This is a genomic window from Shewanella septentrionalis (genome assembly GCF_025370265.1).
Taxonomy (GTDB): Bacteria; Pseudomonadota; Gammaproteobacteria; order Enterobacterales; family Shewanellaceae; genus Shewanella; species Shewanella hafniensis.
Window position 1 is genome coordinate 1 of the sequence record NZ_JAMTCC010000035.1, and the last position, 16,293, is coordinate 16,293.

Consider the following 16,293-nt stretch of genomic DNA (forward strand, 5'->3'; position numbering starts at 1 on the left):
TGTTCTGGCGTATCCGCTATTTGGGCTCTAATCGGATTCAAATCAACATAGGCTATACAGGTTAACACAGCGGCTTCATCGAGTAAGGCTTGGGATTTAAAGCGTCCTTCCCAAAAACGACCAGTACAGTTATCCTCTTGATTTGCTTGTCTTGCTATCGGTTCATTAAGGCAGCGCATAAACCATGAAATATCGCATAATCGGCTACGGTAAATTGCGATTGAATGCCTTAATCTGTTGACCTCGTGAGCTTCAACTAACTCACCTTTAGCGAATTTTTGTGTTAAGCCATCACCTTTAAACAGCTTATGCCATTGCTCAAGCACTTCACGGTCAGTCCAACGATTAGCACTGTCGATATCCACCCGCAGCACCACATGCAGATGATTGGACATCACAGCAAAGGCCGCCACATCAATGGCAAAAACGGCTTCAAGTTCAAACAGTAGTGACTCAACCCAACTACGGCGATGGTCATAGTTTTTCCCTAAATAGGCATCATCTCCACATAAAAATGCACGCCGAACAACACGGCTACAGCAATGGTAATAGGGAGTATCTTCAACACTAATCTGAGTTCTTCTAGGGCGCGGCATCACATGCTCTCCACATAAACACTTTATTGAGTCTAGTCGAGGCCCATAAAACTCGCGATTTAAGATGGGTGGCACGATTTACTAACAGAATTTGGTACAGCGATTAGAGCGCACTGGCAAACAGAAAACAATCAACACTGGCTTTTAGATACGCTATTTCAAGAAGACAAGCAGAAGATGTATGATGAAGACGGTGCCAGTATCTTAGCAATTTTAAGGCGTTGGGCATTAAATTTAGTGAAATTACATCCCGCAAAAACGACTCAAAATCAGAAGTTTAATAGGGCATGCTAGAGTGATGACTTCAGAGAGGAGATTATTTTTGGTGCTGGTCAAAAAGTGTAATCAGCCCCTGGCTGTTAAGCCACTTTTGTGATCAATAAATAGGTTTATTTTGAAAAATAATAATTTAATGAGAGTACAACGAGATGAAATTATTTGATGTCCAATTACCATTGGAAGACGGTAAGTACCACAATAAATTTGCGGTGCTCTGCACAGAACCTGCGTATTGTATTGAAAAAGACATTATTAGCGATTGGGCGATAAATTTTCAGGATAAAGATGGTAAATTTGTCAATGAGTTCCAAACTACGTTTCATTCATCATTTTGGGAGCTATATTTACATAAAGCTTTTAATGAAATGGGGTTTTCAATAGATTTCGACCCGAAGCACTACGCGCCAGATTTTATATTAAATGGAGAAGATGGATTTAATGTTGAAGCTGTTGTTTCAAATATTAAAGCTGATGGTGAACCCGAGAGTAGCCGAACATATGATCACCACCTTCAAAATTTGATGGAATTTAGCAGTGATGAAGAGTTTTCTTCAATAATTGATGAGGCTATTGTCAGGCACTCAAACTCGATGCAATCGAAATTAAAAAAATACATTGGGCATAGCAAAAATGGCAAAATAAAGAAAGGTTATAGAGATCTTACTTGGGTAGATGAAACTAAACCTTTTGTTATAGCTCTTGCTTCTTATGACCAAATTGAATATGGCAAAGAATCGTTTTATTCAATGCTAGCATTATTGTATGGATTTTATTTTTCTCCAGAGAAGTACGGATATGAATTAAAAGAATCTATAAAAAAGCCTTATACAGATTCAGATATAAAATTAGGTATTTTTAAAGATGAGTCATTTTCTGACATTTCAGCAGTTATATTTACATGTAATTTAACCTTAGGCAAACTTACTTCACTCGCCATTTCACAAGGCATGCCATCATTCAAGTCATCGATTTTGATCAAATTGCTTGATGAAAATATTGATGGGGACTTCATTCGCAGCATGCCAATGGAAGTAACACCCACTACTCCCGAATCTTTATTTGATGGCTTATATATTTTCCATAATCCTAAAGCAAAAATAAAACTATCTTCTGAAAAGTTTTCACAGAGCAAAATAATGGAAATTACTAGTGATTTCAGTTCGTTTACTTTTTCCGAAGGTAGATTACCTCCAATAAGAGCAAGAATTACAGAACTAAGACCTCTTAAAGAAATTTTTATGCGAGAGGCTGAACTCCAATACAACCGTCACTTATACGAAGAAAGCATTGCAAATGAAGAGAGATATTTTCAAGATTCTATGGAAATGGAAAAGAAAAGAAGTGATGAAAAGTTGGCTGAATTTTATTCAGAACGCTTTGAAAAAAAAACACAAAAGAAAAAAACTGGTAGGAACGCTCCGTGTCCATGTAACAGTGGAATAAAGTATAAAAAATGTTGCTATTTTCTTACTTAATTTAATTGTAAGCATCGCTAAAAAAGATCAAAGATGGATATTTTCTATCAGTACCTCACTTTGAATGGGGCAATAACGAGTTAACAAAAAGGCGAACCTTGCGGTTCGCCTTTTTAGTGCTCTACTAGCTAGATTGTCACAATCTTAATTACCTGTTACAGACTTCATTAAAACTGTCACAAACTTCATTACCAGTTATCAACTATTCAGCCCCTACTCGTAGTCTGATAATGGCGCACAACTACACATTAGGTTACGGTCGCCGTATACGTCATCAATACGATTCACAGTTGGCCAGAACTTGTTAGTGCGTACTGCTGCACTTGGGAACACGGCCACTTCGCGGCTGTATGGACGCGTATCAAACTCTGGGTCCATGATATCAGCCATAGTGTGCGGTGCGTTGTGCAGCGGGTTGTTGTCCACTGGCCATTCACCTGATTCCACTTTGGCGATTTCAGCGCGGATTGACACCATAGCGTCGATGAAACGATCGAGTTCCACCTTAGATTCAGATTCCGTCGGCTCAATCATCAGGGTACCCGCAACAGGGAAGCTCATGGTTGGCGCGTGGAAACCGTAGTCATTCAAACGCTTAGCGATATCCATTTCGGTCACGCCTGAGGCTTCTTTCAGTGGACGTAGGTCGATAATACATTCATGCGCGACGCGATCGTTACGGCCACGGAACAATACTGGGTAGTGTTCTGACAGCTTCTTCATCACATAATTTGCGTTTAACAGCGCAGTTTGGGTCGACTTTTTCAGGCCCTCTGAACCAAGCAGCTTAATGTACATCCAGCTGATCGGCAGAATGCCAGCGCTACCATAAGGTGCAGCTGATACGGCACCGTTGTTGTCGCTTTCACGGCCCGGTTTCACCACAACGTGACCCGCAACAAATGGGGCTAAGTGCGATTTCACACCGATTGGGCCCATACCTGGACCACCGCCGCCGTGTGGAATCGCGAAGGTTTTATGCAAGTTAAGGTGTGAGACGTCGGCACCGATAAAGCCAGGAGACGTTAAGCCGACCTGAGCGTTCATGTTAGCGCCGTCTAAGTACACTTGACCGCCGTGCTGATGCACTATGTTACAGATTTCGCGGATAGATTCTTCATACACACCGTGGGTCGATGGGTAAGTGATCATGATGCAAGACAGGTTTTCAGCCACTTCGGCAGCTTTCGTCTTCAGATCTTCTAAATCGACGTTACCTTGCTTATCGCACGCCGTCACCACCACTTGCATACCGGCTAATTGCGCCGATGCAGGGTTAGTACCGTGGGCTGATTGCGGGATCAAACAGATATTTCTGTGCGCATCGCCACGTGACTCATGGTATTTCTTGATGGCTAACAGGCCAGCGTATTCACCTTGAGCGCCTGAGTTAGGTTGGATACACACAGCGTCATAGCCTGTGATGTTCACTAACCAAGTCGACAGCTCTTCAATCAACTGGGTGTAGCCTTTAGCTTGATCCAGTGGGCTGAATGGGTGCATGTTGGCAAATTCTGGCCAGCTCACGGGCAGCATTTCAACCGCTGCGTTTAACTTCATGGTGCAAGAGCCCAGTGAAATCATCGAGTAGTTAAGTGCTAAGTCTTTGCTTTCGAGACGTTTGATATAACGCATCATCTCGGTTTCGCTTTGATAGCGATTGAAGGTTGGGTGGCTTAAAATCGCATCTTGGCGCACGAGTGCCGCCGGAATCGATTGGCTACCTTGGCTGACGATTTGCGCGTCTAACGCGACAACATCTAAACCATGGCCAGCACCTAAAATCACATCGAACAGGGCGTCGATATCTGTGCGCAACGTGGTTTCATCTAAACTTATGCCCACAGTACCGTCGGCATCAAAACGTAGGTTCATTTCAGCAGCCAGTGCGCGTGCATTAACAGCAGCAACATCTAAGCCTTTGATGCTGATGGTATCAAACCAAGTGCTGTTGACTAAGTTCACGCCCTTCGCTTTTAAGCCTGTAGCTAAAATATCGGCGAAACGGTGAATGCGTGATGCAATAGTTTTCAGGCCATCTGGGCCGTGGAATACGGCGTAGAAAGACGCCATATTCGCTAACAGAATTTGTGCAGTACAAATGTTGGAGTTGGCTTTTTCGCGACGGATATGTTGCTCACGAGTTTGCATTGCCATACGCAGTGCGCGGTTACCACGGGCGTCTTTGGACACACCAATGATACGGCCAGGCATAGAACGTTTGTGCTCGTCACGGGCAACGAAGAAGGCAGCGTGTGGACCACCAAAGCCCATTGGCACGCCAAAACGCTGCGCACTACCAAAGACCACATCGGCGCCCATAGCGCCCGGTGATTTCAGTAATACCAAGGACATAATGTCGGCAGCCACAGTCACAACCACATTCTTCGCACGCAGGGTGGCGAAGAATTCAGTAAAGTCAGTGATTTGACCGAAACGGTTAGTATATTGGAACAAGGCACCAAACAGTTCGTGATTAACGGCTTCAGATGCAGGGCCAACTACCACTTCAAAACCGAAACACTCAGCGCGAGTTTTTACTACGTCTAAGGTTTGTGGGAACACATCATCGGCAACGAAGAAGATATTGGCTTTTTTCGCTTTAGACACACGCTTAGCCAGCGCCATCGCTTCGGCTGCGGCGGTTGCTTCATCTAACAAAGAAGCAGAAGCCAAATCTAAACCCGTTAAGTCCATCGACACTTGTTGGAAGTTTAGAATGGCTTCTAAACGGCCTTGGGCGATTTCTGGCTGATATGGCGTGTAAGCCGTGTACCAACCTGGGTTTTCAAATACGTTACGCAGGATCACGTTTGGCACTTGAGTGCCGTAGTAACCCATACCTATGTAGCTCTTAAATACTTGGTTTTGGTCCGCTAAACCACGAATGTAGGCAATGCCTTCGGCTTCGCCGCAGGAATCACCAATGCTCAGGTCTTGGCTTAAACGGATCGACTCAGGCACGATTTGCGCGGTCAGATCTTCCAGTGACTCAGCACCAACAAAATTCAGCATAGCTTGCTGTTGGTTGCTATCTGGGCCGATATGACGACGTAAGAATAAATCGTGCTGTTCTAACTGAGTAAGGGTTTGCTTGGTCATGATAAACCTTGTTCCAGATTTGCCGAAATTCAGAACTGTAGGGTACTGATTAACGGGCTGTTGTTATGTCAATCTTGCGCTAAAACAAACGAAGCCCCTCAGGGCTTCGTTAGCGTCGACGATTAATCTTCGTCGATTACAGCTTGGTAGCCTTCGGCATCCAGCAGGGCGTCGACTTCTGATTCGTCAGAAGGCATCACGCGGAAAAACCAGCCTTCGCCGTAAGCGCTGCTGTTAACGAGTTCTGGAGAATCTTCCAGCGCTTCGTTCACGGCAATCACTTCGCCAGAAATAGGGGCATAAATATCAGACGCCGCTTTTACTGATTCAGCTACAGCACAGTCTTCACCCGCAGTAACAGTGTCGCCAACTTCTGGGAGTTCAACGAAAACCATATCACCTAACAGCTCTTGGGCGTGTTCAGTGATACCTACTGTGTAGCTGCCGTCTTCTTCCTTGCGGATCCATTCGTGTGAAGAGGCGTATTTCAGTTCTGTCGGAATATTGCTCATTGTTCTTGTTCCTTGTTCCGTTTTTTTAAAATGCTTGTTTACCGTTGCGCACAAAGTTTGGCGCTACTACTCTAACAGCCACACGTTTTTTACGCATTTCGACTTCCGCCGTATCCCCAATCGAGTTAGGAACACGCGCCATCGCAATAGAATAGCCCAATGTTGGCGAGAAAGTACCGCTGGTAATCACGCCTTGGTGCTCAACACCGGCTGAGTCGGTGAAAAATACTGGCATATCATGGCGTAACACGCCCTTTTCTTCCATCACTAGACCAACAAGTTTGTCGGTTCCGGCATCGCGAAGTGTTTCGAGGGCTTTACGGCCGATGAAGTCACGGTCGCTCGGTTCCCATGCTATGGTCCAGCCCATGTTGGCGGCCAATGGGTTGATGGTTTCGTCCATATCTAAGCCGTAGAGATTCATACCGGCTTCGAGGCGTAGAGTGTCACGGGCACCGAGACCACAAGGTTTAACACCTTGATCTAACAATGCTTGCCACATAGCTTGGGCTTCGTCTTCTGGGACGATAATTTCGTAGCCCGCTTCGCCTGTGTAACCCGTTGTCGCAATAAACAGAGAACCGGCTTGCTTGCCGAAGAAAGGTTTCATGCCTTCGATGGCGGCGTTTTGCTCGACACTGAGCACGGCAGCGGCTTTCGCTTTAGCGTTAGGACCTTGAACGGCGATCATCGCCAGTTCTGGACGCTCAGTCACAGTGACGTCAAAACCTTGGGATTGCTTGGCGATCCAAGCGAGATCTTTTTCGCGGGTCGCTGAGTTCACTACCACGCGGTAGTTAGTGTCAGTGAGGTAGTAAGTGATGAGGTCGTCGATGACGCCAGCATTTTCGTCTAACATGCCGCCGTATAAGGCTTTACCTGGAACTTTAAGCTTAGCCACATCGTTTGCCAGCAACTTACGCAGAAATGCACAAGCGTCGTTACCAATCACATCAACCACAGTCATGTGGGAAACGTCGAACATACCCGCGTCTTGACGCACGGCATTGTGTTCTTCGATTTGTGAACCATAGTTGAGAGGCATGTCCCAACCGTGGAAGTCGACCATCTTAGCGTTTGATTCTAAGTGCTTGTTAAACAGAATAGTTTTGTTAGCCATTGTTATCCCTTTTTTGCGGCCTTTTTCAGGTCTCTGCCTAGTGTAGGGTGTAGATACTAGGGTCTAAAATGCGGCGAAATTATACCTTGCGTCACAAATTTGTATACAGGAGATTTTTCTAATCCGAAGTCAGTGCCATTAGATTTTCTCATCTTTAACCTGTAATTTTTTTACATGCGAAGACCAGATTTGCGCAGCTTGCAATCAAAATGCTGATAATAGCGGCAATTCTGATCACATTAGCGCAACCTAGGCTAACGACACAACTTAGGCAGCGCCGACTTATTGCCCATGGCCTGTTGTATGAACACTGTTTTCAGCCCAGCGACATTATCAACCAGATTTAAGCCCAGATCGCGGATCGCTTTTTTCAGCGGATTCGTCCCTTCGAATAAGCGTTTAAAGCCTTCCATCGCCGCAATCATCTCCATCGCATCGGCTTTACGCCAACGTTCCAGCGCGCGCAGTTGGGCATAATCGCCGATATCTTTACCCGCTTGCTGTAATTCACTGATGACTTCGATGATGCTGGCCGCATCTAAAAAGCCGAGGTTAACCCCTTGGCCCGCCAGTGGATGGATAGTGTGGGCGGCGTCGCCTGCCAACACTAAACGGTGGCGGGCAAAATGGCGGGCGTAGCGCATCCGTAATGGGAAGGCTTGGCGCTCGCTTTCCAGCTGGCAAATCCCTAAACGACCGTCGAACGCCGCGGTTAAGTTGCGCTCGAATTGCACTTTGTCCATCGCTAATAATTCATTGGCGCGCTCGGGCGGCACCGACCAGACGATGGAGCAGAGATTGTCTTCATACAAAGGTAAAAATGCTAACGGGCCGTCCTTTAAAAACACTTGGCGGGCGGTGGCAAGGTGCGGCATTTCGGTGCGGATCGTCGCGACGATTGCGTGGTGGCCGTAATCCCAAAACGTCAGCGGGATCTTACATTGTTCACGCACCCAAGAATTAGCGCCATCGGCAGCGATCACCAAGGCAGCACTCACACTTTCTATTCCAGACTCGGCACCATTGGCGAGGGTCAGCCAAGCTTCGCGCTCACCAAAGGCAATGCGTTCTAAGCGTTGGTTTTCGATATGGGTGATATTGTCAAACTCACCGACGCGTTTGGCGAGGGCAAAGCTAATGGCATCGTTTTCGATAATCGCGCCGAGACTGGTTTCGCTGATGCTGTTGGCGTCAAAGGCAATTTTGCCAAAACCGTCTTTATCCCACACCGCCATTTTTTGATAAGGCGTGGCGCGGGAAGTGTCTAAATAAGTCCATGCACCTAAGTTTTCTAACAAGCGCTGACTCGCCTTATTGATGGCGCTCACCCGTAAACGCGGCTCGCCGACTACGGCATCTGTGTGGCCCGCATCGATAACGACGACATTAAGATTGGCCTGCGCCAATCCAATCGCGGTGGCGAGTCCCACCATGCCGCCACCCACAATGGCGATGTCATAGGCTTGTGAACTTAACATGGGTACATCCTTTTCGCGTTGCGATACCAGTAATGAAAAGCGAGTTATTTCCAGCCCATCGCCTTTTGAGCAACGGGGGTTTTAAGTGGCGGAAACCAAGATAATAAGCGCAAGCCTAAGTTACGACCCAGCGCCATCGGCCAGTATTGGTTTGAAAAGCCGCGGACTAAAAATTCGATATTGCGGATAGTGCTGTTTCTGTCGTGCTCACGGACATTGAGATAAGCATGGGTCACGGCGGCGGAGCCGATATCATCACCCTGATCTAGCGCCGTTTTGAGCACCTCAAGTAAGCTCACTACATCACGCAGCCCTAAGTTAAATCCTTGCCCCGCAATAGGATGCAGCGTCTGCGCCGCATTGCCGATAAACACACATCTGTGATGGATTGGCCTTGGCATATACGACAAATTAAGCGGATACGCATGGCGCGCGCTGACATCGATAAAGGTGCCTGCTCGATAACCAAAGGCCTGCTGCAGCGCCGCTAAAAATTCCGCTTTCGGCGCGGTTTGCATCTGTTTAGCCCGCGCATCATCGAGCGCCCACACAAGTGATAAGCGAGGTTGACCTTGGCTATCAGCCATAGGCAACAACGCTAAGGGGCCCGTTTGGGTAAAACGCTCATAGGCCCAATGTTGGTGGAGCTTATCGGTTTGAATATTGGCGATAATCGCAGTCTGCTCGAAGGCAACTTGGGTCACGGGCAAATCAAAACTGCTGCGCACTTTGGATTGCAGACCATCGGCGGCAACCACGAGTTTGGCTTTAAGGCGCTCGCCCGTATCGAGCACTAAGCTGTGGCCTTCAACGGCGGGTTCCACTTGGGCAAGCTTGGCGGGGCAATAGAGTTTTACCTCGCTCTTGTTCAACTCGTTAAACAACACTTGGCCGACACGCTCAAGCTCGACCACTTGGCCTAAGGCATCTAAATGAAACTGCGCAGCATTGAGTTCTGTCATGCCAAAGTGGCCGCGATCCGACACATGGATATTTTCAATCGCCGTGCCCAAATGGGCGAGCTTTGGCCAGAGGCCTAGACGGGATAATTCGAAAATAGAACCATGGGCGATAGCGATGGAGCGAGCATCGAATCCGGGATGTTGTTTATCGGGAAGGTGCGCCTCGATTAAGGCGATAGAAAGCGGCCTAGCTGCGGATAAAGAAAGACGCGCGAGAGCCAACGCGAGAGTCGCCCCCGCCATCGCACCGCCTACAATCGCGATGTCGACGTGTTGAACTGAAGTATCCATGTGATTTGTGGCCGTCATGGGGATCTCATTCAAGCTTTGGCATGGCACTGAGGCATGTAAACATAAAAGATGTAAACATCAGTGCTATGCACTCAAAAGCACCAGTGCTATGGATTTAAAGGCAGGCTTACCCGCCTTTAATATCAAATGAAGCCACTACTGCGTTAATGTATTGAACATTACACAACTGAGGTAAATTAATGCACCACAGCGGTATCGTCGGTCTCGCCAAACGGGATTTCAGGGCCAAACTCCGAGTAACACATAATGGCGGCGATGCGCACAAACTCGAGTAGTTCAGTGTAAGCAGCTTCAGATTCTTCATCGTCGGCGACATCAAATTCCACTTGAGCAATTTCCGCCAAGTCTTTGATCACTTCACGCACTTCTGCCGAGGCTTGATTCAGTTTCGGCTGAATAATCGCCATGCCAGTCAAAAAGCTTTGGGTCCAAAGGGACAAGGCTTCAACACGTTGGCTGAGCGGCTCTTCTTCTTCAGGCAATAGCGGCATGAAACCAAATTCAAAATCAACTAAACGCGCGACAGAATCATTAAACAAATCAGATACTAATTGGTGCAACTGCGCCGGTAAAGGTTGACCATCGTTCATCAGGTCGAATAGAGGCTTGATCCAAGTGTCGCCAGTTTGTTCTACACCACCGCAGATTAAACCGACTAAAGCACCGTGAACTTCTACCGGATGTTGGCCGATTTCAGCTGCATCTAAGGCGAGTTTTAAGCTGTCGATACGTAACGAAGGAGGGGTTGCCATATCAGATCCCAATAAGATTTTTTCCAGCAGCAATGCTAGCAGAGATAAAGACTTGAACCAATACTGAATCCCAATAATGGCGAAATCGGCCACACCCTGATAAAAAATTATCCAACTGCTCACACAAACAGCAAACAAAGCCGTCAAAGACCAATCCAATTGCGGCTTACCTTGCACTTTTAATATCAGCCCTATATAGTCCGCCCTAAGAGGCTAACGAAAGGATCACCCGCGACATGAGTAACAGTGCTGTTGAAATTACCCTACTTGGGCGCACCTACTCTATCGCTTGCCCGAAAGGTCAAGAGGATGCTTTACGTACGGTGGCATTGGGAGTTGAACAACAACTCACAGCGTTAAAAACCCGCACTAATAGCCTAAGCCGCGAAGAAATTGCCATTATGGCGGCGCTGAATATTGGACACGAGTTGTTCCAAGAAAAGCAAAAAAATAAGCATTATATGCAACAGATGGACGACAGGATCAGCTTGCTGCAGTCGACCCTCGAGAATGCCTTAGTTGAGCGTTCAACTAAATAGATTTAAACTGTGCGCCTTGGCAATTAGGTCAATTAACGCACAGTGAATGGCTAAGCTGGCTTATACTCATAGGCCAATGTTTTAGCGATTCAATACCGTTTTTGCTCCCTGGGATGCATGCCAACTGGTAATGTCCCTGTGCCGATAATTTTGATCTCAGGGTGAATGTTTTACTGACATTGAGCATGCTCGGCTTGTACCGAGAAGCCTTAGGAGGTAATCATTTACCCGCCTTGAACCTACGGTTCAAGGGCTACACCGGTAGCGGCATTCTGGGGAGCATCTTAATTTATGCCTACATCTTCCAAACTTTCTCATTTGAAGACCCAAAGCGACATGGCGCACCTTGCCGTAGAAGTCGCTGATGCCGTAGATGTCACAAACTATGCGGCAAATATCGCATTCCATACAAAAGAAAGCCGCAATCAGATACGCAAAGCCATTCGCACCGCGCGCAAATCCCTTTCAGAAACCGAGCAAACTCAAGCAAGCTTAAGCGCTAGCCAACGTATGCTCCATGCATTGCAGGCTCAAAATGCGCAACATGTAGCCCTGTATCTCACCCACGATGGCGAACTTGCCACGCCGCCGCTAATCGAAGCACTGTGGCAATTGGGGATTCACACCTATCTGCCAAGGTTGCATCCCTTCAATGCCGGGCAATTGTTATTCCTGCATTACAGCGCTGACACACCTATGCAGGCGAATCAATTCGGCATCTTAGAACCTAAGTTAGATGTGCGCGCCATTATCCCAGTAACAGATCTCGATGTGGTTATCACGCCCTTAGTGGCGTTTGATTTAATGGGAAATCGTATGGGCATGGGCGGCGGCTATTACGATAGAACGCTGGCGAACTGGCAACTTAAGGGTAAACCTTTGCCTATGGGTTACGCCCACGACTGTCAACAATTGACCAGTTTACCCTGCGAGCATTGGGATGTGCCTTTGCCCTTTATCATCACCCCAAGTCGCCTACTGACGTTTTAAAAGAAGGTGCAAGAAACTAGAAGCTAGAGCGCTTCGCTGCTAGAAAAAGCAGAGCGTCGCTCCATAACGACTTCTTCTTGAATCTAGATTCTAGAGCTATGCAATGGCGCTCTAGAGGCCGCAGGCCGTTCTAGATTTTTCTTTACCTCAAATGCCGGCCACCATCAACATTATGGCAACGACCAGTGACGTAGCGGCTATTCAGCAGGTAGTCCACTAGTTCAATAATCTCCGCATTTCCCGCCTCTTTCGGCAACAGCGCTTTGGCTAAGGTTTTTTGCTGATAGGCAGCGTCATCACCCGCATTAAAGAGGATCATCGCTGGCGCAATCGAATTCACTTTGACCTCGGGCGCAAACTTGGCGGCAAAGGATAGCGTCATATTGTGCAGCGCAGCTTTACTGGCGGCATAGGCGATATGCTTCTGACTGCCCTTCTCTGCCACATAGTCAGTAATATGAATCACATCACTGCCGCCGATTTCATCGCCAGCACCCGCACGTAGCTGCGCCTCTAAGGCCAAGTTCAACTGATAGGGCACACTCACATGCACTTGCATCATCCGCTGCAGCACTTGGCTCGGCGCAAAAGTGGTACTCTTTAAAGACTCATTCTTTGTAAGCACAGGATCAGGCAGCCAATCTGAGGCATTGTGAATAATGGCGCGAATTTGCGGCAATTTAGCTAACTCAGCAATTAAGAATCGCACTTGGGCATCGTCATAAAAATCGCAGGGATACAGAGTCGCACCTAAGGTGGTAAGCTCATCAATACTAGCGTAATGGCTGCGATAAGTACCAATCACGCGCTGACCTTGGGCGAGAAAATGTTTGGCTAAGGCGTAACCTATGCGTTTACCCACGCCTGTGATAATGATGGGAGATGTCATACCTATCCTTTTGAGTCGTTATTTGTCAGGCTTTACCTTGTTCACTTAAAAATCAGCAATCAAGTTAAACTGATTAATAACCAAGATGTTACTGCACTCATTTGAATTTAACCTAACAAAAAGCCAAATGAGATGCTGATCCGTTCTACAATCGCTTCGATCTAAAACCCTTTATTCTGCGTATAGGGTAGAAGAAAACCAAGCTTAAGTACTCAAGCCAAGAGCTTAGACCAAGTATTGTGATCAAGTCATCAGAGGTAATACCAATGGAACTGCGGATTTTTTACGATGGGAATTGTCCATTATGTAGCGCCGAAATGCGTCAACTGAAAGCGCGCGATCCGAAGAACTTGATTGCGCTTGAGGATTTAAATGCACCAGACTTTAGTGAGCGCTTCAGCCATATCGATAGAGACTACGCCAATACGATTCTCCATGGCGAAACCGCAACAGGCGAAGTGTTACTCGGGTTAGATGTCACTTGTAAAGCGTGGGCACTGACAGGAACACGCGCTTGGATCCAACTATTACGCCTGCCCGTGATTAAAACTGTCGCCGATTGGTGCTATCTCAGATTCGCAAAACACAGATATCGCATCTCTTATTTACTGACGGGCAAAGCCCGCTGCGATGATAACTGCCAAATTCCCACTAAGCGCCGCTGAATTAGCTTGGTAAAGTGTAAAACCCAGGCATAAAAAAACGGAGCTCATGGCTCCGTTTTTAATTCGTCATAATCTAAAAAGATTATCCGAAAGATTATTTAACGAAATCAACGCCTAGTTTGATATCGCCTTTCAGCGTATCTAACATAGAATCACGAGCGTTAGCTTCGAATGCACTCACTTCACCGTAAGGCAGTACTTTTTCAATACCGTTTTTGCCTAACAGCACAGGTTGTGCGAAGAATTCAGCATGCTCGCTGCCGCCGTCAACATAGGCGCATTCAACGATGTTAGCTTCGCCTTGCAGACCACGAACCAGAGACAGACCGAAACGGCAAGCCGCTTGACCCATAGACAGAGTCGCGCTTCCGCCACCGGCTTTAGCTTCAACCACTTCTGTACCCGCGTTTTGGATGCGAGTCGTCAAACTTGCCACTTCTTCGTCAGTGAAAGTCGCGCCTTCAACTTGAGACAGTAATGGCAGAATAGTCACGCCGCTGTGGCCGCCGATCACATTGACTTTAACGTCAGCAACGTTCAGGCCTTTTAATTCGGCGATGAAAGTTTCAGAACGGATCACGTCTAATGTCGTGATACCGAACAGACGGTTTTTATCATAAACACCCGCTTTTTTCATCACTTCTGCAGCGATAGCTACGGTCGTGTTAACTGGGTTAGTGATAATACCAATCAAAGCGGTAGGGCAAGTTGCCGCTACTTTTTCGATCAGGTTGCGAACGATACCCGCATTGATATTGAACAGATCTGAACGATCCATACCAGGCTTACGTGCAACACCAGCAGAAATTAGAACAACGTCAGCACCCACTAGGGCAGGCGTTGGATCTTCACCAGCAAAACCTTTGATTTCAACAGCAGTTGGAATGTGGCTCAAGTCAACCGCAACACCCGGAGTTACCGGTGCGATATCATATAGAGACAATTGTGAACCCGCAGGCAATTGAGTTTTTAACAGTAGGGCAAGAGCCTGGCCGATACCACCAGCAGCACCAAGTACAGCAACTTTCATAGTTATCTCCGTTATTTCTCGGATATGTGTGACATGGATCTAATTTGCGTTGGCGTCACATTACTGGAATGTCACAACAATTTCAATTATCCCTTAGTCGTGGGACAAAAGAATTCCGGAATAACGCAGAAGCAATGTAGAACAATTACTCAAATTGGGATTTTTACGCCCCCAGCAAACGCTTAACCACTGGGGCTTAGTGAATTTTTATTCAACCAATCTGGTTATTTGTTGACAATTTTTCTAAAAATATTCAAAATGGGCCTGTTTTTTTGAATAACGAATAATAATATTATGCAAACGACCAAGAATCAGGATGACCTTGTTAGAATTTTTAAGTCGATTTTAAAAGAAGAGCGCTTTGGCTCTCAGAGTGAAATCGTCACCGCCTTGCAAGCTGAAGGCTTTGGTAATATTAACCAATCAAAAGTGTCACGCATGCTCAGCAAGTTCGGCGCAGTGCGGACTCGCAACGCTAAGCAAGAGATGGTGTATTGCTTACCAGCCGAATTAGGCGTACCCACCGCGGGTAGCCCACTGAAGAATTTGGTACTCGACGTCGATCACAACCAAGCTATGATCGTCGTGCGAACTAGCCCAGGTGCCGCGCAGCTGATTGCCCGTTTATTGGATTCTATCGGTAAACCAGAAGGCATTTTGGGCACAATTGCCGGTGATGACACTATCTTTATTTGTCCATCGAGCATCCAAGATATCGCCGATACCTTAGAAACCATCAAATCTTTATTCAATTATGCAGAATAAAAAAACAGGTCAGTGAGCTGACCTGTTCTATTTTATCAATACATTTTGAAGTGCAATACCGCGCTGGTTATTTGGCCATTGTCCCGATTACGTTACACATTTAAGCCAATCTCTTGCGAACCGATTTTATACGCTAAGGTCAGTAAGCCACACTGATGCGCTGATTTGCGTGAGTGCCCTGTTCGGCTTCGTCTAACATGGCTTTAGCGTAATCTGTAACAGAAATGCGGCTGCGACCATTGGCATCGGTAAAGAAGCTGTCGCCACCAAGACGATATGGGCCTTCACTCTCGCCAGGATAAATCTCAGCGGCTGGGCTCACAAAAGTCCAATTGATTGCCGTTTGCGCCGCACGGAATACCTGCAAAGCTTCACCCTGAGCTAACGCCTCATCTTTATATGCAGCGGGGAAATCTGGGCTAGAAACCAGAGTCACACCCGGTGCCACTTCTAAGCTCCCTGCGCCACCAACCCACAATAAACGTGGCACCTTAGCGTTAGGCAGCACATCCAGTAAATGCTGAACCGTACTCGCCACTAGGCCATGATTTTGTTGTGCGCGGCCACCAACAGAGGCAATAACAACATCTACGCCAGCAAAGGTTTGCGCAACTAATGGCTGCTCTAAATCCACAGCATGCACAACCACGTCAGTAACAGATAACTTGCTCGGATCACGCACTAGCGCTGTTACTTGGTGCCCACGGCTCAATGCTTCTTTTAAAATTGCACCACCAATCCAACCTGTTGCACCTAAAATTGCGATTTTCATTTCGTTAACTCTCTCTGATGATTTACATTGAAGCCAGTTTACTTGCAGTGGTTCA

Annotated in this window: 15 protein-coding genes, 1 other RNA gene and 1 pseudogene; 7 read left to right on the plus strand and 10 right to left on the minus strand. The window is 46.9% G+C overall.

Annotated features, from left to right (window positions below; genetic code table 11):
- Window positions 1–596, minus strand: a 596-nt coding sequence (locus NE536_RS17620; protein WP_425347538.1) for a transposase, incomplete at its 3' end; no start/stop codon positions are given.
- A 90-nt stretch (window positions 597–686) separates the two neighbouring features.
- On the opposite strand from NE536_RS17620, the pseudogene NE536_RS17625 reads away from it, so the two are divergent.
- Together NE536_RS17625 and NE536_RS17630 are read left to right on the plus strand one after the other, a co-directional pair.
- Window positions 687–890: pseudogene (locus NE536_RS17625) on the plus strand (ISAs1-like element ISSpu13 family transposase); the annotation flags it as partial.
- 134 nt (window positions 891–1,024) lie between these two features.
- Window positions 1,025–2,350, plus strand: coding sequence for a YecA family protein (locus NE536_RS17630; RefSeq protein ID WP_261273501.1), 1,326 nt, complete (start codon window positions 1,025–1,027; stop codon window positions 2,348–2,350).
- Window positions 2,351–2,563: 213 nt separating this feature from the next.
- Here NE536_RS17630 and gcvP read toward each other — a convergent pair whose 3' ends face one another.
- The 6 genes from gcvP to NE536_RS17660 form a co-directional block, all read right to left on the minus strand.
- Entirely contained in the window at window positions 2,564–5,452 is a 2,889-nt protein-coding gene (gcvP, locus tag NE536_RS17635) for an aminomethyl-transferring glycine dehydrogenase (RefSeq protein WP_261273502.1), read from the minus strand.
- A gap of 122 nt (window positions 5,453–5,574) precedes the next feature.
- Complete coding sequence (gcvH, locus tag NE536_RS17640; protein ID WP_006080188.1) at window positions 5,575–5,964, minus strand: glycine cleavage system protein GcvH; 390 nt, start codon at window positions 5,962–5,964, stop codon at window positions 5,575–5,577.
- 25 nt (window positions 5,965–5,989) lie between these two features.
- Entirely contained in the window at window positions 5,990–7,084 is a 1,095-nt protein-coding gene (gcvT, locus tag NE536_RS17645) for a glycine cleavage system aminomethyltransferase GcvT (protein ID WP_259482970.1), read from the minus strand.
- 254 nt (window positions 7,085–7,338) lie between these two features.
- On the minus strand, window positions 7,339–8,562 hold the full coding sequence (locus tag NE536_RS17650) for an FAD-dependent monooxygenase (protein WP_259528957.1): 1,224 nt from the start codon (window positions 8,560–8,562) through the stop codon (window positions 7,339–7,341).
- Between the two features lie 44 nt (window positions 8,563–8,606).
- Entirely contained in the window at window positions 8,607–9,833 is a 1,227-nt protein-coding gene (gene ubiH / locus NE536_RS17655; protein WP_261273503.1) for a 2-octaprenyl-6-methoxyphenyl hydroxylase, read from the minus strand.
- 179 nt (window positions 9,834–10,012) lie between these two features.
- On the minus strand, window positions 10,013–10,588 hold the full coding sequence (locus NE536_RS17660) for a UPF0149 family protein (RefSeq protein WP_261273504.1): 576 nt from the start codon (window positions 10,586–10,588) through the stop codon (window positions 10,013–10,015).
- 236 nt (window positions 10,589–10,824) lie between these two features.
- Here NE536_RS17660 and NE536_RS17665 point away from each other — a divergent pair, with 236 nt between their 5' ends.
- The 3 genes from NE536_RS17665 to NE536_RS17675 all read left to right on the plus strand — a co-directional run bounded on the left by NE536_RS17665 (window position 10,825) and on the right by NE536_RS17675 (window position 12,117).
- Window positions 10,825–11,127 carry a cell division protein ZapA gene (locus NE536_RS17665; protein ID WP_006080182.1) on the plus strand — a complete coding sequence of 101 codons (303 nt, stop codon included), beginning with the start codon at window positions 10,825–10,827 and terminating at the stop codon, window positions 11,125–11,127.
- A gap of 102 nt (window positions 11,128–11,229) precedes the next feature.
- Window positions 11,230–11,410, plus strand: a non-coding RNA gene (ssrS, locus tag NE536_RS17670) — 6S RNA.
- Between the two features lie 8 nt (window positions 11,411–11,418).
- Complete coding sequence (locus NE536_RS17675) at window positions 11,419–12,117, plus strand: 5-formyltetrahydrofolate cyclo-ligase (protein WP_261273505.1); 699 nt, start codon at window positions 11,419–11,421, stop codon at window positions 12,115–12,117.
- Window positions 12,118–12,259: 142 nt separating this feature from the next.
- Here NE536_RS17675 and folM read toward each other — a convergent pair whose 3' ends face one another.
- Window positions 12,260–13,006, minus strand: a complete 747-nt coding sequence (folM, locus tag NE536_RS17680; protein ID WP_261273506.1) for a dihydromonapterin reductase — start codon at window positions 13,004–13,006, stop codon at window positions 12,260–12,262.
- A 266-nt stretch (window positions 13,007–13,272) separates the two neighbouring features.
- On the opposite strand from folM, the gene NE536_RS17685 reads away from it, so the two are divergent.
- Window positions 13,273–13,671 carry a thiol-disulfide oxidoreductase DCC family protein gene (locus NE536_RS17685; protein ID WP_173247430.1) on the plus strand — a complete coding sequence of 133 codons (399 nt, stop codon included), beginning with the start codon at window positions 13,273–13,275 and terminating at the stop codon, window positions 13,669–13,671.
- A 94-nt stretch (window positions 13,672–13,765) separates the two neighbouring features.
- Here NE536_RS17685 and mdh read toward each other — a convergent pair whose 3' ends face one another.
- The gene (mdh, locus tag NE536_RS17690; protein WP_198571920.1) at window positions 13,766–14,701 is read right to left on the minus strand and encodes a malate dehydrogenase; all 936 of its coding nucleotides are present in this window, start codon (window positions 14,699–14,701) and stop codon (window positions 13,766–13,768) included.
- Window positions 14,702–14,995: 294 nt separating this feature from the next.
- On the opposite strand from mdh, the gene argR reads away from it, so the two are divergent.
- Complete coding sequence (argR, locus tag NE536_RS17695) at window positions 14,996–15,466, plus strand: transcriptional regulator ArgR (RefSeq protein WP_006080175.1); 471 nt, start codon at window positions 14,996–14,998, stop codon at window positions 15,464–15,466.
- Window positions 15,467–15,605: 139 nt separating this feature from the next.
- Here argR and NE536_RS17700 read toward each other — a convergent pair whose 3' ends face one another.
- The gene (locus NE536_RS17700; protein ID WP_261273507.1) at window positions 15,606–16,238 is read right to left on the minus strand and encodes an NAD(P)-dependent oxidoreductase; all 633 of its coding nucleotides are present in this window, start codon (window positions 16,236–16,238) and stop codon (window positions 15,606–15,608) included.
- Between the last annotated feature and the right edge of the window lie 55 nt (window positions 16,239–16,293).